Annotated in this window: 18 protein-coding genes; 12 read left to right on the forward strand and 6 right to left on the reverse strand. The window is 69.9% G+C overall.

Annotated elements, in window-relative coordinates:
• The first annotated feature begins 14 nt into the window (after positions 1-14).
• From EFL95_RS10880 to EFL95_RS10895, 4 genes are all read left to right on the forward strand, one after another.
• On the forward strand, positions 15-2,570 hold the full coding sequence (locus EFL95_RS10880; protein ID WP_123233982.1) for an ATP-binding protein: 2,556 nt from the start codon (positions 15-17) through the stop codon (positions 2,568-2,570).
• Positions 2,571-2,660: 90 nt separating this feature from the next.
• Entirely contained in the window at positions 2,661-2,894 is a 234-nt protein-coding gene (locus EFL95_RS10885) for a hypothetical protein (protein ID WP_123233983.1), read from the forward strand.
• Positions 2,895-2,908: 14 nt separating this feature from the next.
• The gene (locus EFL95_RS10890; RefSeq protein WP_123233984.1) at positions 2,909-3,160 is read left to right on the forward strand and encodes a DUF4242 domain-containing protein; all 252 of its coding nucleotides are present in this window, start codon (positions 2,909-2,911) and stop codon (positions 3,158-3,160) included.
• 1 nt (position 3,161) lies between these two features.
• Positions 3,162-3,668 (forward strand): hypothetical protein, encoded by a 507-nt coding sequence (locus EFL95_RS10895; protein WP_123233985.1) that lies wholly within the window; start codon positions 3,162-3,164, stop codon positions 3,666-3,668.
• Between the two features lie 81 nt (positions 3,669-3,749).
• Here EFL95_RS10895 and fadD8 read toward each other — a convergent pair whose 3' ends face one another.
• Together fadD8 and EFL95_RS10905 are read right to left on the reverse strand one after the other, a co-directional pair.
• A complete protein-coding gene (fadD8, locus tag EFL95_RS10900) occupies positions 3,750-5,393 on the reverse strand; it encodes a fatty-acid--CoA ligase FadD8 (RefSeq protein ID WP_123233986.1) in 1,644 nt (547 codons plus the stop codon).
• The gene (locus tag EFL95_RS10905; protein WP_123233987.1) at positions 5,390-6,436 is read right to left on the reverse strand and encodes an LLM class F420-dependent oxidoreductase; all 1,047 of its coding nucleotides are present in this window, start codon (positions 6,434-6,436) and stop codon (positions 5,390-5,392) included. Before EFL95_RS10905 ends, fadD8 begins: the two co-directional genes overlap by 4 nt.
• A gap of 103 nt (positions 6,437-6,539) precedes the next feature.
• On the opposite strand from EFL95_RS10905, the gene EFL95_RS10910 reads away from it, so the two are divergent.
• From EFL95_RS10910 to EFL95_RS10935, 6 genes are read left to right on the forward strand one after another with little or no spacing between them, the layout of a single operon-like run.
• Positions 6,540-7,475, forward strand: a complete 936-nt coding sequence (locus EFL95_RS10910) for a Zn-ribbon domain-containing OB-fold protein (protein WP_246004898.1) — start codon at positions 6,540-6,542, stop codon at positions 7,473-7,475.
• Positions 7,476-7,490: 15 nt separating this feature from the next.
• Positions 7,491-8,543, forward strand: coding sequence for a thiolase domain-containing protein (locus EFL95_RS10915; protein WP_123233989.1), 1,053 nt, complete (start codon positions 7,491-7,493; stop codon positions 8,541-8,543).
• A complete protein-coding gene (locus EFL95_RS10920) occupies positions 8,543-9,712 on the forward strand; it encodes a thiolase domain-containing protein (RefSeq protein WP_123233990.1) in 1,170 nt (389 codons plus the stop codon). The genes EFL95_RS10915 and EFL95_RS10920 overlap by 1 nt, the downstream gene beginning before the upstream one ends.
• 45 nt (positions 9,713-9,757) lie before the next feature.
• The gene (locus EFL95_RS10925) at positions 9,758-10,546 is read left to right on the forward strand and encodes a maleylpyruvate isomerase N-terminal domain-containing protein (protein WP_123233991.1); all 789 of its coding nucleotides are present in this window, start codon (positions 9,758-9,760) and stop codon (positions 10,544-10,546) included.
• Between the two features lie 17 nt (positions 10,547-10,563).
• Positions 10,564-11,331, forward strand: coding sequence for a type I methionyl aminopeptidase (map, locus tag EFL95_RS10930; protein ID WP_123233992.1), 768 nt, complete (start codon positions 10,564-10,566; stop codon positions 11,329-11,331).
• Positions 11,332-11,375: 44 nt separating this feature from the next.
• The gene (locus tag EFL95_RS10935; RefSeq protein ID WP_221176366.1) at positions 11,376-11,897 is read left to right on the forward strand and encodes a hypothetical protein; all 522 of its coding nucleotides are present in this window, start codon (positions 11,376-11,378) and stop codon (positions 11,895-11,897) included.
• Position 11,898: 1 nt separating this feature from the next.
• On the opposite strand, the gene EFL95_RS10940 is transcribed toward EFL95_RS10935, so the two are convergent.
• Both EFL95_RS10940 and EFL95_RS10945 read right to left on the reverse strand, forming a co-directional pair.
• Entirely contained in the window at positions 11,899-12,201 is a 303-nt protein-coding gene (locus EFL95_RS10940) for a hypothetical protein (protein ID WP_123233993.1), read from the reverse strand.
• 68 nt (positions 12,202-12,269) lie between these two features.
• Positions 12,270-13,502, reverse strand: coding sequence for a cytochrome P450 (locus EFL95_RS10945; protein ID WP_123233994.1), 1,233 nt, complete (start codon positions 13,500-13,502; stop codon positions 12,270-12,272).
• Positions 13,503-13,660: 158 nt separating this feature from the next.
• Between EFL95_RS10945 and EFL95_RS10950 the strand changes: the two genes are divergently transcribed.
• A complete protein-coding gene (locus EFL95_RS10950; protein ID WP_123233995.1) occupies positions 13,661-14,824 on the forward strand; it encodes a steroid 3-ketoacyl-CoA thiolase in 1,164 nt (387 codons plus the stop codon).
• A gap of 93 nt (positions 14,825-14,917) precedes the next feature.
• Positions 14,918-15,706 carry a hypothetical protein gene (locus tag EFL95_RS10955; RefSeq protein ID WP_123233996.1) on the forward strand — a complete coding sequence of 263 codons (789 nt, stop codon included), beginning with the start codon at positions 14,918-14,920 and terminating at the stop codon, positions 15,704-15,706.
• A gap of 8 nt (positions 15,707-15,714) precedes the next feature.
• Here EFL95_RS10955 and EFL95_RS10960 read toward each other — a convergent pair whose 3' ends face one another.
• A complete protein-coding gene (locus tag EFL95_RS10960) occupies positions 15,715-16,596 on the reverse strand; it encodes an SDR family oxidoreductase (protein WP_123233997.1) in 882 nt (293 codons plus the stop codon).
• Positions 16,597-16,606: 10 nt separating this feature from the next.
• Positions 16,607-17,353, reverse strand: coding sequence for an SDR family oxidoreductase (locus EFL95_RS10965; RefSeq protein WP_123233998.1), 747 nt, complete (start codon positions 17,351-17,353; stop codon positions 16,607-16,609).
• Positions 17,354-17,384: the final 31 nt, after the last annotated feature.

Here is a 17,384-nt window from a genome sequence, read left to right on the forward strand (position 1 = left end):
TCGAAAATCGAACCATGGAGTTGCTTGAGCGGGGCTCCTGCTTGGGGGCGCTCGACGAGTACGCGGCGGACGCGATGTCCGGCCGCGGTCGTCTGGTGCTCATCACCGGCGAGGCCGGAATCGGCAAGACCGCCGTGGTCGACGCCTTCCACGCCGCCCGCCCGGAGCTGAGCTGGTGGTGGGGCGCCTGCGACGGCGGGTTCACGCCGCGACCCCTCGGCCCGCTGCACGAGATCGCCACCACGGTCGGCGGCCGGCTGCGGGACCTGTGCCGCGAGGACGCCGACCGCAACGAGCTCTTCGCCGAGTTCCTCGCTGCGGTGGAGGACGCTCCGAGCACCCCGGTCGTGGTCGTGGAGGACCTGCACTGGGCCGACGAGGCGACGCTCGACTGGCTCGGACACCTGTCGCGCCGGCTCGGGCACCTCGGCGCTCTGGTGCTCGCCACCTATCGCGAGGACGAGGCCTCCGACAGCCTGCTCACCGACGTCATGGGCCGGATCGCGACCCACGGCAGCACCCGCCGGATGCAGCTCGCCCCGTTGTCGATCGGGGCGGTGGAGAAGCTCGCGCCGGACCAGGCTGCTGAGCTGCACGAGCTGACCGGGGGCAACCCGTTCTACCTCGGCGAGGTGCTCGCCCTCGGCTCGGCGGACGTGCCGCCGTCGGTGGCCGACCTGGTGCGCGCGCGTCTCCAGCACCTCTCCGCACCGGCCCAGCGGATCCTGGCGGCCGCCTCCGTCCTCGGCCGTCCCGGTCTCGCCTCGACGTTTGCAGCGGTGGCCGGCACCGCGGCCCACCACGTCGACGAGTGCGTCGGTTCGGGGACCCTGGTCCCCGTCGAGCGCGGGTTCGCCTTCCGCCACGAGCTGATCCGCCGGGCGGTCGAGCAGACGATCCCGAGCTACCAGGCCACCGAGCTGCACCGGATCACGTTGATCGCCCTGCAGCAGGAGGGCGCCGACGTCGCCGAGCTCACCCACCACGCCTACGGCGCCGGTGACGGGGTCGCGGTCCTGCGCTATGCGCCCGAGGCCGGCCGGATCGCCGCTGCTGCCAGTGCGCACCGTGAGGCGACCATCCAGTTCGGTCGGGCCCTGGAGTTCGCCGACGACCTCGGACCCGCACAGCTCGCCGACATCGAGGAGGCGCTCGCCGAGTCGCTGTCCGCCCGCGACCACTGGGCCGACGCCGGGCCGCACTGGGAACGGACGATCGAGCTCCGCCGGTCGCTCGGCGCCCCGGTCGACCTGGCCCGGGCCCTGCGCCGGTACGGGGTCGCGCTGTGGCGGCTGTGCCGGACCGACGAGTGCCGGGTGGCCGAGGCCGAGGCCTACGAGCTGATGCGGGACGCGGACGACTCGGCCGAGCGGGCTCTGGTGCTCTACAGCCGCGGCAACAGCGAGGACGCCACCCCTGCGGAACGCCGGGCTGCCTTCGACGAGGCTGAGCGGATCGGCAAGGACCTCGACGACCACGCCCTCATCGGGCGGGTGAAGATGGGCCAGGCGTTCAGCGAGAGCGAGGGCGGCGTCATCGACTTCGGGCTGCTCGAGGAGGCGCTCGAGCACGCGCTGCAGACCGACGACTCCTACCTGACCGCGTGCATCTACACGAACCTCTACGAGGGCTCGGTCGACGTGCTCGCGCTCGACGCCTACTCGGACCGCTACGAGAGCTTCCTGGCCTACGCCTTCGACCACGAGCAGCACACCTACAGCGTGTGCATGCGCGGGTCGCGGGTCTACGAGCTGATGCGCCGCGGCCACAACGCCGAGGCCGTCGAGCTCGCCCTGCTCACCATGACCGAGACGATCTCCCCGGTGAACCGGATGCACCTCGGTGTCGGGCTCACCCAGGCCGGCTTCCGGCTCGGGCTGCCCGAGGCCCGCGAGTGGCTCGAGCAGACCTGGGAGCTCGGCAGCGGCAACGACGAGACCTTCTGGCTGATCCAGATCGCCACCTGCGCCGCGCAGGGCGCCTGGCTCACCGGTGACCTCGGGCTGGTCGACGAGCGCGTGCTCGACGTCTACCGACGCGGCATCACCAACGACCCCTGGAAGCAGGGCGAGCTCAGCGCCTGGTTGCAGCGGCTCGGCTACGAGGTCGAGGACAGCGACCGGTTCCCGGTGCCGTTCTCCCTCGAGCAGTCCGGCGACCACCTCGCAGCTGCTGAGTTCTGGCGTGAGCTCGGCTGCCCGTTCGAGGAGGCCGTCAACCTCACCTGGACCGGCGACAACGACGCGCGGCTGCGCGCCGTGGAGATCTTCACCTCGATCGGCGCTGATCCTGCGGTGACCCGGGTCCGCGAGCTGCTCGCCGAGGACGGCGTACGGGTTCCGGCGCAGCGTGGTCCGCGGGCGGCCACCGCAGCGCACCCGGCGGGGCTCACGGCGCGTGAGGCCGAGGTGCTGGAGCTGCTGAGCGAACGGCTCACCAACGCCGAGATCGCCGACCGGCTGGTGCTCTCGCCGCGGACGGTCGACCGGCACGTGTCCTCCGTGCTGGCCAAGCTCGGGGTCAGCAAGCGGTCCGAGGCCGCCGCGTACGCCGCTACCCAATCTGGGTAGTCCCCCACCCAATGTGGGTGGTTCTCACCGATCTCCGGGACCACCCCGCGCTCCTAGCGTCGAGACATCACCTCGACCAAGGAGCACACCATGAAGAACAACACCTCTCCCCGGGTCCGCTTCGCGGCTCTGGGGTTCGCAGTCCTGGCGATCAGCGCCACCACCGTCGGCACGGCCCAGGCCGTCCGCGCCATCCCCGAGGCCCCCGCCGTGCTGGCGCCGGCCCCGGCGGACATCGCAGTCACCCACCTGGTCACCTCGAACCAGGCGGCCAACGTGCGGGCCGAGCTGCGGGACCTCCGCAGCCAGTTCGCCACCAAGTAGGAAGGAAGAAATCCATGCCTCTGTTCATGGACGTCCACACCCTCGAGGGCGGAGTCGCGATCGACGACGTCGCCAAGGCCCACCAGGCCGACCTGGCCACCCAGGGCGACCACGACGTCCAGTACCTGCGGTACTGGGTCGACGAGGGCCAGGGCAAGATCTTCTGCCTCGTCGACGCGCCGGACGCCGAGGCGGCCAACACCGTGCACCGCGAGGCGCACGGCCTGGTCGCCGAGGAGATCTACGCCGTCACCGAAGGCGTCTGACATGCGCCGCGAAGGACTCCGGGTCGCGGTCGCCGCGGCCGCGGTGGCGCTCGTGGGCGGCTTCGCCTGGGCGGGTACGGCGCAGGCGCACAGCGACCACACGCTGGACAAGGTGCGGACCGCGACGGCGAAGTTCCACTCCACCGCCGAGGCCCGTGCCGCCGGCTACGGGGACCCGGGACTGCCGTGCTTCGACAGCCCCAGCACCAACCAGGGCATGGGCTTCCACCTCGTGAACGGGAACTACCTCAACGACGGTGGCGCGCTCGACCCGCTGCACCCCGAGGCCCTCGTCTACGAGGAGCACCAGGGCGGGCTGAAGCTCGTCGCGGTCGAGTACCTCGTCAAGATGAGCGACTCGCCCGACCGGCCGACGTTCCTGGGTCAGAAGATGATCCCGAACGACGCGCTCGGACTGTGGACGCTGCACGCCTGGATCTGGCGGGACAACCCCGACGGCCTGTTCCAGTCGTACAACGCGAACGTGCCGCTCTGCCCCAAGGCCTAGCCCGGGGGACGCGAACGGGGCGGGGAACTCCTTCCCCCGCCCCGTTTTCGTGGGCCCGTTTCGTCGTGCCTGTTCTCCTGGTCAGCCGACGGCGCGGTCCCCGGTCCAGTACTGGGCGCGCAGCGCCTTCTTGTCCGGCTTGCCGAGCCCGGTCAGCGGCAGCGCGTCGACCGCGACCACCTGCTTGGGCGCCTGCACGGAGCCCTTCTTCTCCTTGACCATGTCCTGGATCTCAGCGATGACCGCCTCAGTCAGCTCGTGGCCCTCGCGCATGACCACCACGGCCATCACGGACTCGCCGAACTTCTCGTGCGGGACACCGATCACGCCGACCTGGGCGACCGCCGGGTGCTCGGCGACGACGTCCTCGACCTCGCGCGGGAACACGTTGAAACCACCGGTGACGATCATGTCCTTGGTGCGGTCCACGATGTACCAGAAGCCGTCCTCGTCCTCCCGGGCGACGTCGCCGGTGTGCATCCAGCCGTCCTTCCAGGTCTCGGCGGTCTGCTCGGGCAGCTTCCAGTAGCCACCGGAGAGCAGCGGGCCCGCGACGCAGATCTCGCCCGGCTCGCCGCGCTTCACCGGGTTCCCGTCCTCGCCGAGCAGCGCGGTGCGCGCCAGCGCGGTCGGGCGGCCGCAGGAGGTCAGCCGGTGCTCGGCCGGGGTCCCGTCGGCGTTCACGTGGTCGCCCTTGTTGAAGTAGGTGATCACCATCGGCGCCTCGGACTGGCCGTAGTACTGGGCGAAGATCGGCCCGAAGCGCTCGATCGCCTCCTTGAGCCGGACCGGGTTCATCGCGCTGGCGCCGTAGTAGACGGTCTCCAGGCTCGAGAGGTCGCGGGTGTGGCTGTCCGGGTGGTCCAGCAGCGCGTAGAGCATCGTCGGGACCAGCATCAGGGAGTTGATCTTCTTCTCCTCGATGGTGGCCAGGACCTCGGCCGGGTTGAACGTGCTCGTCACGAAGAGCGTCCCGCCCTTGATGACCACCGGCACGAAGAACGCGGCGCCCGCGTGCGAGAGCGGGGTGCACATCAGGAAGCGCGGCTCGGCCGGCCACTCCCACTCGGCCAGCTGGATGCCGGTCATCGTGTTCATCGTCTGGCTCATCCCGATGACGCCCTTGGGCTTGCCCGTGGTGCCACCGGTGTAGGTGATGCTCACCATGTGATCGCCGGGGAGGAGCCTTGCTTCCAGCGGCTGGGGCCCAAAAGCCTCCGCCGCTTCGATCAGGTTCGCGGTGGTCCGGCCGCTGTCGGCAGCCGCCTTGGCGATCTCCTCCGGGACCTCACCGATCGTCAGCACCTGGGTCAGGCCGGGGCACTTCTCCAGCAGCGCCAGGGCGCGCTCGGTGAAGTACGGGTCGATGATCAGCGTGGTGATCTCGGCGTCGTTGATCACGTAGGCGTGGTCGTCGGCCGAGCCCAGCGGATGCAGCGAGGTACGCCGGTAGCCCTGGGTCTGGCCGGCGCCGAGGATGAACAGCACCTCGGGTCGGTTGAGCGCGAGCAGCGCGCCCGCGGTGCCGAAGCCCGCGTTCAGCGACTCGAACGCCTGGATGTACGTGCTGATCCGGTCCGCGACCTGCTGGCCGGTCAGGGTGACGTCGCCCAGGTGGATGATCGGTCGGTTGTGGTGCCGGCGCAGCGCGGCGACCATCAGGTGGCCGTTGTGGGTGCCGGTGCGCAGGTCCCCGGCGTTCGCGATCTCGTTCACGGTGCTCATGCCAGGACCTCCGCGACCTTCCGGATCTCGTCGGCGCTGTGCGCGCTCAGCAACAGGGTGGTCACTCCGGTCTCCTCCCACTGGGCGACGCGTTCCTTCACGTAGCCCTCGGTTCCGATGATGTGCATGTCGTTGACCAGGTCGTCCGGGATCAGCCGGGTGGCCTCGTCCTTCTGGCCGGAGAGGAACAGGCGCTGGACCTCGTCGGCCGTCTCCCCGTACCCCATCCGGGTGAAGACCTGGTGGTGGAAGTTCATCTCCTTGGCGCCCATGCCGCCCATGTAGAGCGCCACGATCGGCTTCATCGCGTCCACGACCGCCTGCTTGGCCGGGCCGTCGTCCTCGGTGAACTGCAGGTGGCAGGTGGCCGCGATCTCGAACGTCTCCCGGGTACGCCGGGCGCCGGGGCGCGCGAAGCCCTCGTCGAGCCACGGCTGGTACATGCCGGCCGACTTCGGGGTGTAGAAGATCGGGATCCAGCCGTCGGCGATCTCCGCCGTCTGGGCGACGTTCTTCGGACCCTCGGCGCCGAGCCAGATCGGGATGTCCTCGCGCAGCGGGTGGGTGATCGGCTTGAGCGGCTTGCCCAGGCCCATCGCTCCGGGACCGTTGAACGGCAGCGGGTAGTGCGGGCCGTCGTTGGTGACCGGGCCCTTGCGCGCCAGCACCTGGCGGATGATGTCGACGACCTCGCGGGTGCGCGCCAGCGGCTTGCTGAACGGCTGGCCGTACCAGCCCTCGACGACCTGCGGGCCCGAGACGCCCATGCCCAGGATGAGCCGGCCGTTGGAGAGGTGGTCCAGGGTCAGGGCGTGCATCGCGATGCTGGTCGGCGTACGGCCGGACATCTGGACGATGCTGGTGCCGAGCCGGACCCGGCTCGTCTCACGTCCCCACCAGGCCAGCGGGGTGAAGGCGTCCGAGCCCCAGGCCTCGGCGGTGAAGATGGCGTCGTACCCCGACTCCTCGGCAGCGGCCACCAGCTCCGCGTGATTGGTCGGCGGGCCTGCCTGCCAGTAGCCGAGCTGCAGTCCGAGCTTCATGACGCTCCTCACTTCGTACCGATGTCCTTGCCCGGAATACTAGAACGTGTTTCACTTCTGTGCCATGGCCCCCACCACAGAATCGCGGGTTCTTCACGCGCCGATGAAGGTCGAGTTCGACTACACCCGGTCGCTCGGCCCCGTGCTCTCCCAGTTCATGTCCGCTCTCAAGCAGCACTCGATCCTCGGGGGCGTGACCTCCGACGGTCGCGTCGTCGTGCCGCCGCCGGAGTACGACCCGATCACCCACGCGGCCGTGACCGAGCTGGTCCCGGTCAGCGACCACGGGGTCGTGCAGAGCTGGTCGTGGGTGGCCGAGCCGGTGGCGCAGCAGCCGCTGGAGAAGCCGTTCGCGTTCGCGCAGATCCTGCTCGACGGGGCCGACGCTCCCCTGCTGCACGCCGTGGCCGTGGACTCCCCCGCCGAGATCTCGACCGGGCTCCGCGTCCGGGTGGTGTGGGCCGAGGACCCGACCGGGACCATCCGCGACATCGCGCACTTCGAGCCGGCCGGTGACGGCAGCTCGGAGGGCTCCGCGTCGATGGAGTTCGGTGCGCCCGAGGTGACCGGCATCGTCTCGCCGGTGAAGCTGGCCTACGACTACGCCGCCTCCCCCGAGGAGACGAAGTTCTTCCGCGGCCTGGCCGAGGGCAAGATCTTCGGCCAGCGCTGCCCCAAGTGCGAGAAGGTCTACGTCCCGCCGCGCGGCGCCTGCCCGGTGGACGGCATCCCGACCACCGACGAGGTCGAGCTACCCGACCGCGGCACGGTCACCACCTACTGCGTGGTGAACGTCCCGTTCCAGGGCCAGACCATCCCGATCCCCTACGTCTCGGCGTACGTCCTGCTCGACGGTGCGGACATCGCGTTCCTGCACCTGATCCTGGACATCGACGCTGCCGACGTCCGGATGGGCATGCGGGTCGAGGCGGTCTGGAAGCCCCGCGAGGAGTGGACGACCGACCTGAACAACATCCGGTACTTCAAGCCCACGGGCGAGCCGGACGCGGACTTCGAGACCTACAAGCACCACCTCTGACAGGCGAGGACAGACATGCGTGACGTAGCAGTTGTTGGCTTCAGCCAGCAGCAGATGAAGGAGCTCGACGGGTCCCCGACCTGTCTGGAGATCCTGGTCCCGATCATCCAGGACCTGTACGAGCAGACCGGCTGGACCAAGTCCGACATCGGCTTCTGGTGCTCCGGCTCCAGCGACTACCTGGCCGGACGGTCGTTCTCGTTCGTCTCGGCCGTCGACGCCATCGGCACCCTGCCGCCGGTGATGGAGTCGCACGTCGAGATGGACGCGGCCTGGGCGATGTACGAGGCCTGGATCAAGATCCAGACCGGCGAGGTCGACACCGCGCTGGTCTACGGCTTCGGCAAGTCCTCGGCCGGCACCCTGCGCCGGATCCTGGCGCTCCAGCTCGACCCGTACACGACCCAGCCGCTGTGGCCGGACACCGTGTCGCTGGCCGGCATCCAGGCGCGTGAGGGCATCGAGAAGGGCTTGTGGGACGAGAAGGCGATGGCCGAGGTCGTCGCCCGCTCGATGACCGACGCCGCCGCCAACGAGTGGGCGATCCGCAAGGGCGCGACCTCGATCGACGACGTCCTGGCCCAGCCGGTGTACGCCGACCCGCTGCGCCGCTGGGACTGCGCCCCCGTCTCCGACGGTGCGGCCGGCATCATCCTGGCCGCCGGCGACAAGGCGCGCGAGGCCCGGCAGCGTCCGGCCTGGATCACCGGGTTCGAGCACCGCATCGAGCCGATCGCGCTGAACGCGCGCTCGTTGACCGAGTCGGTCTCCACCGCGGCCGCCGGGACGGCCGCTGGTGTGGATGGCGTCGACACGGCTGAGCTGCACGCGCCGTTCTCGCACCAGGAGCTGATCCTGCGCAACGCGCTCGGCCTGCCCGGTGACGTGACGATCAACCCGTCGGGTGGTGCGCTGACCGCGAACCCGATGTTCTCCGCCGGTCTGAACCGGATCGGCGAGGCCGCCTCGCGGATCTGGGCCGGCAACTCCGACAAGGCGCTCGCGCACACGACCCAGGGTCCGGTGCTCCAGCACAACCTGGTCTGCACCCTGGAGGGACGTAACTGATGGGCAAGGTTCCCGCAGCAGTCATCGGGGTCGGCCAGACCCACCACCGCGCCGTCCGCGAGGACGTCTCGATCGCCGGCCTCCTGCGCGAAGCGGTCGACCGTGCGCTGCTCGACGCCGGACTGACCTTCGACGACATCGACGCCGTCGTCGTCGGCAAGGCACCGGACCTGTTCGAGGGCGTGATGATGCCCGAGCTGTACCTGGCCGACGCGCTCGGTGCGGCCGGCAAGCCGCTCTTGCGGGTGCACACGGCCGGCTCGGTCGGCGGCTCGACCGCGATCGTGGCCGCCTCCCTGGTGCAGTCCGGCGTGCACGAGCGCGTGCTCACGGTCGCCTTCGAGAAGCAGTCCGAGTCGAACGCGATGTGGGCGCTCTCGATCCCGGTGCCGTTCATCATGCCGGTGCACGCCGGCGCGGGCGGTTACTTCGCCCCGCACGTGCGTTCCTACATCCGACGCTCGGGCGCCCCGAGCCACATCGGCGCGATGGTGGCCGCGAAGGACCGCCAGAACGCGCTGAAGAATCCGTACGCCCACCTCAAGAACGAGGGCACCACGGTCGAGTCGGTGCTGGCCTCCACGATGCTGTGGGACCCGATCCGGTACGACGAGACCTGCCCGTCCTCCGACGGCGCCTGCGCGCTGGTGATCGCCTCCGAGGACGCGGTCGCGAAGTCCGGCATCAAGAACCCGGCCTGGATCCACAGCACCCAGATGCGTTCGGAGCCGACCACGGCCGCCGAGCGCGACCAGGTGAACCCGGCTGCCGGCCGGGCTGCTTCGGCCGCCCTCTACAAGCAGGCCGGCATCACCAACCCGCTCGAGGAGATCGACTGCGCGGAGATCTACGTGCCGTTCTCCTGGTTCGAGCCGATGTGGATCGAGAACCTCGGCTTCATGCCGGAGGGCGAGGGCTGGAAGCTGACCGAGGCCGGCGAGACCGCGATCGGCGGCAAGCTCCCGATCAACATGAGCGGTGGCGTGCTGTCCTCCAACCCGATCGGCGCCAGCGGCATGCTGCGCTTCGGCGAGGCGGCGCTGCAGGTCATGGGCGAGGCCGGCGAGCACCAGGTCGACGGCGCGCGGAAGGCCCTCGGCCACGCGTACGGCGGCGGTTCGCAGTTCTTCGCGATGTGGCTGGTGGGCGCGGACAAGCCGAGCAACTGACGGCGGCACCGGGAACACCGGGCGCGTCATCGCGGTTGGTCCGGCATGACGACTCTCGCCGCACGCACGATCGACGCCCTCCGCCACGAGCACGACGATCTGGCGGCGGTGGTGGCTGCGTTCACCGATGCGGAGCTGACCGGACCCTCGGGTGCCAGCGAGTGGTCGGCGGCCCAGGTGCTCTCGCACCTCGGCAGCGGCTCGGAGATCGGCCTCGCCGGCCTCCAGGTGGCGCTGGGCCTACGCGAACCGCTGGACGACTCGTTCAACCCGTCCGTTTGGGCTCGCTGGGACGCGATGGGTCCCGACGAGCAGCGCAGCGAGTACCTGCGTCACAACCTCACCATGGTCGAGGCCTACGAGGACCTGAGCGCCGACCAGCGCGAGTCGCTCCAGGTCCCGGTGCCGTACCTGCCGGCTCCGATCAGCGTGGCGACGTACGCCGGGCTCCGGCTCAGCGAGGCGACCCACCACGGCTGGGACGCGCGGGTCGCCATGGACCGGGGTGCCGCACTTCTCGATCGCAGCACCGCCGTGCTGCTCGAGCACCTCGCCGGCGACCTCGGCTTCCTGCTGGGGTTCATCGGCAAGGCGGACCGGATCGCCGACGACGTCGTCCTGTCCCTCGGCGACTCCGGCTACAGCATCGCGATCACCGACACCGTCTCCCTCGCGTCGTCCGCCGACGAACCCACCGCGACCTTCTCCGGGCCGGTCGAGGCGGCGCTCCGCCTGATGGTCGGTCGCCTCGGGCCTGCGTACACACCCGCCGCCGTCACGGTGACCGGGAACGTCACCCTCGACGAGCTCCGCTCGGCGTTCCCGGGCCTGTGAGTCCCTAGGGTGGGCACGTGATCGAGCTCTTCTCCCCCGCCAAGATCGAGCAGATGCGCCCGGCCGGGCGTTTCGTCGCCGAGGTGCTGACCGCCCTGCGCGAGGCCGCCGACGTCGGGGTCAACCTGCTCGAGCTGGACGCCCTGGCCGAGCGGATGATCGCCGAGCGCGGAGCCACCTCCTGCTACGTCGACTACCACCCGTCGTTCGGGGCGATGCCGTTCGGCAAGGTGCTGTGCACGTCGGTGAACGACGCCGTGCTGCACGGGCTGCCGTTCGACTACCGGTTGCGTGACGGCGACCTGCTGAGCGTCGACTTCGCCTGCTCGGTGGACGGCTGGGTGGCGGACTCGGCGACGTCTCTGGTGGTGGGTTCCGCGGATCCTGCAGATCTGGCGTTGATCCGGACGACCGAGGAGGCGCTCGAGGCCGGCATCGCCGCTGCGGTCGTCGGGAACCGATTGGGTGACATCTCGGCCGCGATCGGCGACGTGGCGCGCGCTGCCGGACTCGGGGTGAACCTGCAGTTCGGCGGTCACGGCGTCGGGCGCACGATGCACGGCGACCCGCACGTGGCCAACGACGGCCGCCCCGGGCGCGGCCTGCCGTTGAAGCCGGGCCTGGTCATCGCGATCGAGCCGTGGTTCATGCACACCACCGACGAGATCTACACCGACCCCGACGGCTGGACCCTGCGCAGCAAGGACGGCTCCCGTGGCGCCCACAGCGAGCACACGATCGCCATCACCGAGGACGGACCGCTGGTGCTGACCGCCCGCTCTTGACTGAGTGTGATTACATGATTACAACGTTGCAGGAGGTTGGAATCATGGGTGCCACAGAAGCAGAGCAGATCACCGCGTGGGTGCACGGGCGCCTGCCCGAGGACTGGTTCACCGAGGCGGCCGAGGTGACCGTCGACCGCGAGGAGATCACGGTCGTCGGACGCCTGGAGCGACCCGAGGGCGTCACCGACGAGACTCCCCCGGAGGAAGCCCGGGAAGCCGCCGTCGGGCGGATCTCCCGGTTCCGGGAGGACACCCGCGAGGCGCGCATCAAGATCGCCCGCGAGGCCGAGCACCGCTTCGAGCGCAAGGTCGCCTGGGGCGCCGCCTCCGGGGACACCCGGGCGCTGTTCACCCACGTCGCCGCCCCGGTGATGACCCGGCTGCGGCAGCCGGAGCGCCAGGTCCTGGACACCCTCGTCGAGGCCGGCGTGGCCCGGAGCCGGGCTGACGCGCTCGGCTGGTGCGTGCGGCTGGTGGGCGAGCACACCGAGGACTGGCTCGGGAAGCTGCGCGAGGCGATGTCCGACGTGCAGCGGCTGCGGACCGAGGGTCCGCAGGTCTGACTCAGCCGTCCGCGAACTCGCTCGGCAGCAGGATGAGGAACACCCAGCCCCAGAACGGCAGGTAGAACAGGACCGACCCCCAGACGAGGCCGAAGCCGAGCGTCGCGCGTTCCTCGGTCGACCACAGGTGGATTCCGATGAGGACGCACGCGAAGCCCAGCACCAGGACCGAGGCGAGCCAGATCCACCAGAGCGTCGCATGGCGCGCGAGCCAGTCCCCGGGCAGCCACGGACCCAGGGTGTACGCAGCAAGCGCAGCCGAAACGCCGCCAACAGCGAAGGCGTGGCGGTGGGTCCGCGTCATCTCCCGAGGGTACGACGAAGCCGCCGTCACCCGGTCGGTAACGGCGGCTTCGTCGTACGGAACCCAGGTCAGGCGTACTTGACCGGGAGCTCCTTGATGCCGTTGATCCAGGCGTGCCGCAGGCGACGCGGCGCACCGGTCTGGGAGATGTTCGGCGCCTTGTCGGCGAGCACGTTGAACATCACCTCGACCTCGAGGCGGGCCAGGTTCGCACCGATGCAGTAGTGCGCGCCGTGACCGCCGAACGCCAGGTGCGGGTTGTGCTCGCGGTTGACGTCGAAGACGGTCGGGTTGTCGAAGACCTCGTCGTCGTGGTTGCCCGAGGCGTAGTAGAGGGCGACGCGGTCGCCCTTCTTGACCAGCTGGCCACCGATCTCGACGTCGCGCAGCGCGGTGCGCTGGAACACGGTCACCGGGGTCGCCCAGCGGATGACCTCGTCGACCATGCCGGTCGGGCGGTCCTTCTTCCAGATGTCCCACTGCTCGGGGTTCTCGAAGAAGGCCATCATCCCGTGGGTGATCGCGTTGCGGGTGGTCTCGTTGCCGGCCACGGCGAGCAGGATCACGAAGAACCCGAACTCGTCGTCGGTCAGACCCTCGCCGTCCTCACCGGCGGTGACGAGCTTGGTGATGATGTCGTCCTGCGGGTTCTCCTTGCGGTCCGCGGCGAGCATCATCGCGTAGCCGAGGATCTCGGCGGCGGCCGTGGCCGGGTCCGCGTTGTACTCCGGGTCGTCGTAGGCGAGCATCTGGTTCGACCAGTCGAACAGCTTGCCGCGGTCCGCCATCGGGACACCGAGCAGCTCGGCGATCGCCTGGAGCGGCAGCTCGGCGGCCACCTCGTAGACGAAGTCGCCCTCGCCGCGGGCGAGCGCCTCGTCCACGATCTTCTCGGCGCGCTCGACGAGCACCTCCTTGAGAGCGTTGATCGAGCGCGGGGTGAAGCCGCGGCTGATGATCTGGCGCAGCTTGGTGTGGTCCGGCGGGTCCTGGTTGACCAGCATCACGCTCTGCAGCTCGACCTGCTCGCGGGTCATGTCCGCGCCGAAGCGGATGATCACGCCGTTCTCGTTGGCCGAGAAGTCCTTGCTGTTCTTCGACACCGCGAGGATGTCGGCGTGCCGGCTGATCGCCCAGAAACCCTGGTCGAGGAAGCCGGCGCGGGCCTCGGGGGCCTGCTCGACCCAGAACACCGGAGCGGTCTTGCGGAGCTCGGCGAACTCCCTGAGCGGGATCTCGATCTCGTTCAGACCGGGGTCGGTCGGGTCAAAGGCGTCAGGCAGTACGGGCGCTGCGGTCACGGGGTTGTCCTCCCAGGTTTCTGTAACACGTTCTAGTGGTCATGGTGACACATTTATCCACGTGAACAAAGCCCTTCGGGCACACTTTCAGGCTATCTTTGGACGAGAACGTGTTCTATTTTGGTGAGGAACTTCCCACCCGTCACAGGAGGAACTCCATGGGCAACCCGGTCATCGTCGAGGCCGTCCGCACTCCCCTCGGCAAGCGCCGCGGCTGGCTGGCAGGCCTGCACGCCGCCGAGCTGCTCGGCGCATCTCAGGTCGAGGTGCTCAAGCGCTCGGGCATCGACCCCGAGCTGGTCGACCAGGTCATCGGTGGAGTCGTCACCCAGGCGGGCGAGCAGTCCAACAACATGGTCCGCCGCGCCTGGATGCACGCCGGCCTCCCGAACGCCACCGCCTCGACCGTGGTCGACGCCCAGTGCTCCTCGGCCCAGCAGGCCACCCACCTGATCAACGCGATGATCGCCGGCGGTGCCATCAAGGTCGGCATCGCCTGCGGCATCGAGTCGATGTCGCGCATCGGCCTCGGCGCCAACGTTCCTCCGGGCACCGGTGACCCGCGCCCTCCGGGCTGGAACATCGACCTGCCGACCCAGTTCGAGGGCGCCGACCGCATCGCCAAGAACCGCGGCTTCACCCGCGAGGACGTGGACCGCTTCGGCTTCGAGTCCCAGCGCAAGGCCGCCGTCGCCGTTGCGGAGGGCCGCTTCAAGCGCGAGATCTTCGGGGTCGAGGCTCCGCTCCTGGACGAGGAGGGCAAGCCGACCGGTGAGACCCGCGTCGTCGACACCGACCAGGGCCTCCGCGAGACCACCCTGGAGGGCCTGGCCACGCTGAAGCCGGTGCTCGAGGGCGGGTTCCACACCGCCGGCACGTCCTCGCAGATCTCCGACGGCTCCTCCGCCCTGCTGTTGATGGACGAGGACCTGGCGAAGTCGCTCGGCCTCAAGCCGCGGGCTCGGATCATCACCTCCACGCTCGTCGGCGCCGACCCGTACTACCACCTCGACGGCCCGGTCCAGGCGACCGAGAAGGTGCTCAAGGACTCGGGCATGAGCATCTCCGACATCGACCTGTTCGAGGTCAACGAGGCGTTCGCGGCCGTGGTGATGAGCTGGGCGAAGGTCCACAACGTCCCCGAGGACCGCTACAACGTCAACGGCGGCGCCATCGCGATCGGACACCCGGTCGGCTCGACCGGCACCCGGCTGCTGACCACCGCCCTGCACGAGCTCGAGCGCCAGGACAAGACCACGGCGCTGATCTCGATGTGTGCCGGTGGCGCCCAGGGCTCGGGCACCATCATCGAGCGCATCTGATCCCTGCACCACCAGAACACCCGTCCGGTCCCCGGGCGGGTGTTCTGCATGTCAGGCTGTGCCCTCACGACGATGACAGCCAGGAGGCTCGGGATGGCTCGGACAGGTGCGCGGATCCTCGCCCTGACGGCGGCAGCAGTGCTCGCCGTCACGGTGACGGGGTGCGGGAGCAAGGACAGCTCTGACGGGAAGAAAGCATCCGGCCCCTCGACGCCGGCGACCTCGACGACCCCGGCCACGCCCACCGTCCCGGCGACTCCGGACTTCGCGAAGCAGCCCCCCGGGATCATCGTCAAGGACGCGATCGACGCGATGAGCAAGGTGCACAAGATCCGCCTCACCGGGACCTTCATCGATGACGGCAAGCACCTCGACCTCGACGTGCGCACGGACGGCGCCGGCAACTGCGCCGGGAAGCTGACCCAGGACGGCGCGACCACGCAGTTCGTCGCGACCAAGCGGGCGACGTACCTCAAGGGCGACCGGGAGTTCTGGAAGCAGAGCGTCGGCAAGGACGCGGCGACGACGATCTCCTACCTGCACGGACGGTGGGCCAAGGTCGAGGCGTCGAAGGAATTCGCGAACCTGTGCAACGTGGGCACGCTGATCGCCCAGGCGGGCGGCAAGGTCTCCGGCGACCCGGCCGACTCGGACGGGACCGTGAGCGCAGTCCAGACGTACCACGGTCAGGACGTGATCGAGGTCAGCGATTCCCAGGGCTCGGAGACCTACAGCTTCCTCGTCGAGGTCGCCGAGCCGCACCGGGTGCTGCGCCTGGACAGCGAGACGAAGAACGACCCGGGCTCGCTCCGGTTCGTCTACGACAACATCCCGGCAGTCGTGGTCCCGGCCGCCCAGGACTCGGTGGCCTTCGGCGGCTGATCAGCCGATCAGCTGGCGCCGTACACCGGCTCCGGGCTCTCGCCCTCGGCGATGAGGGCGTCGACGACCTCGCCGAGCTCGGTCGCGTCCCAGCGGGAGCCGTTGTCGCGGCTCGCGCCGTGGCGCCAGCCGTCCTCGAGGGTGAGCTTGCCGCCGTCGCTCTCGAAGACCCGGCCGGTGACGTGGCCGGCGGCCTCGGAGGCCAGCCAGGCGACGATCGGCGAGTTGTCCTCGGGCAGCGCCATCTCGGAGGTGTCGAAGGCACCCTCGGTCATCCGGGTCTTGGCGACCGGCGCCAGCGCGTTGACGGTGACGCCGACCCGGCCCAGCTCCGCGGCGGCGACCAGCGTCATCGTGGCGATGCCGCCCTTGGCGGCCGAGTAGGTCACCTGACCGATCGAGCCCTGGAGGCCGGCGCCGGAGGTGGTGTTGATGACCCGGGCCGCGCGCTGGCGGCCTTCCTTGGACTCCGCGCGCCAGTACGCCGCGGCGTGCCGCAGGGTCGCGAAGTGGCCCTTCAGGTGCACCCGGATGACGGCGTCCCACTCGTCCTCGGTGGCGTTGACCAGCATCCGGTCGCGGACGAACCCGGCGTTGTTCACCAGGATGTCCAGGCCCCCGAAGGTGTCGATCGCCTGCTGGATCAGCGCACCGGCCTGCTCGAAGTCGGCGACGTCGGCGCCGTTGACGACCGCCTGGCCGCCCATCGCCTCGATCTCGGCGACGACCTCGTGGGCCGGGCTGTCGCTCTTCTCACCGTTGTTCGTCACGCCGAAGTCGTTGACGACGACCTTGGCGCCCTGGCGGGCGAGCTCGAGCGCGTGCGCACGGCCGATGCCGCGACCCGCGCCGGTGACGATCGCGATGCGACCTTCGAGAAGACCAGACACGTACTGCTCCTTAGTTGATGTGCAAGAAGACGGGGGGCTCGCCACCGCCGTGGCAGCCCACGCTGGCGCCGCTGACGTAGGAGGCGAGGTCGCTGGCGAGGAAGACGGCGACGCCGCCGACCTCGTCCGGGCGGGCCATCCGGCCCAGCGGGATGGTGGCCTCGATCTTGGCGACCCGGTCGTCGCCGCCGTAGTGGTCGTCGGTCTGCTCGGTGCGGCACAGGCCGACCTCGATGGAGTTCACCCGGACCGCCGGCCCCCACTCCATCGCCAGGCTCTTGGTCAGGCTCTCGAGCCCGGCCTTGGCGGCGGCGTACGCCGCGATGGTCGGCGCCGGGCGGTGGGCGCTGATCGAGGTGATGTTCACGATGCTGCCGCTCCCCTGCGCCTGCATCACCTGGTTGGCGACCTGGGCGACCAGCAGCGGCGAGCTGAGGTTCAGTCCGATGATCTTGTCGTGGAAGCGCGGGGACGCGGTGGCTGCGTCGGCCGCGGGGGCGCCGCCGGCGTTGTTGACCAGGACGTCCAGACGACCGTGGGTCGCCACGATGCCGTCGACCATGGCCTGGACCGAGTCCGGGTCCCGGACGTCGCACCGGACGTGGCTCGTCCCGGGCAGCGGCTCGGCCTCCGAGCGCGCGCAGGTGACGACGGTCGCGCCCGCGGCTACGAAGGACTCGGTGATCCCGCGACCGATCCCGCGGGACCCGCCGGTGACGAGGACGACCTTGCCGGAGAGGTCGATCGAGAGAGCCATGCTGATACAGTACCAAGCAAGTGCTTGGTTT

The organism is Nocardioides marmorisolisilvae (assembly GCF_003725775.1).
Lineage (GTDB): Bacteria > Actinomycetota > Actinomycetes > Propionibacteriales > Nocardioidaceae > Marmoricola > Marmoricola marmorisolisilvae.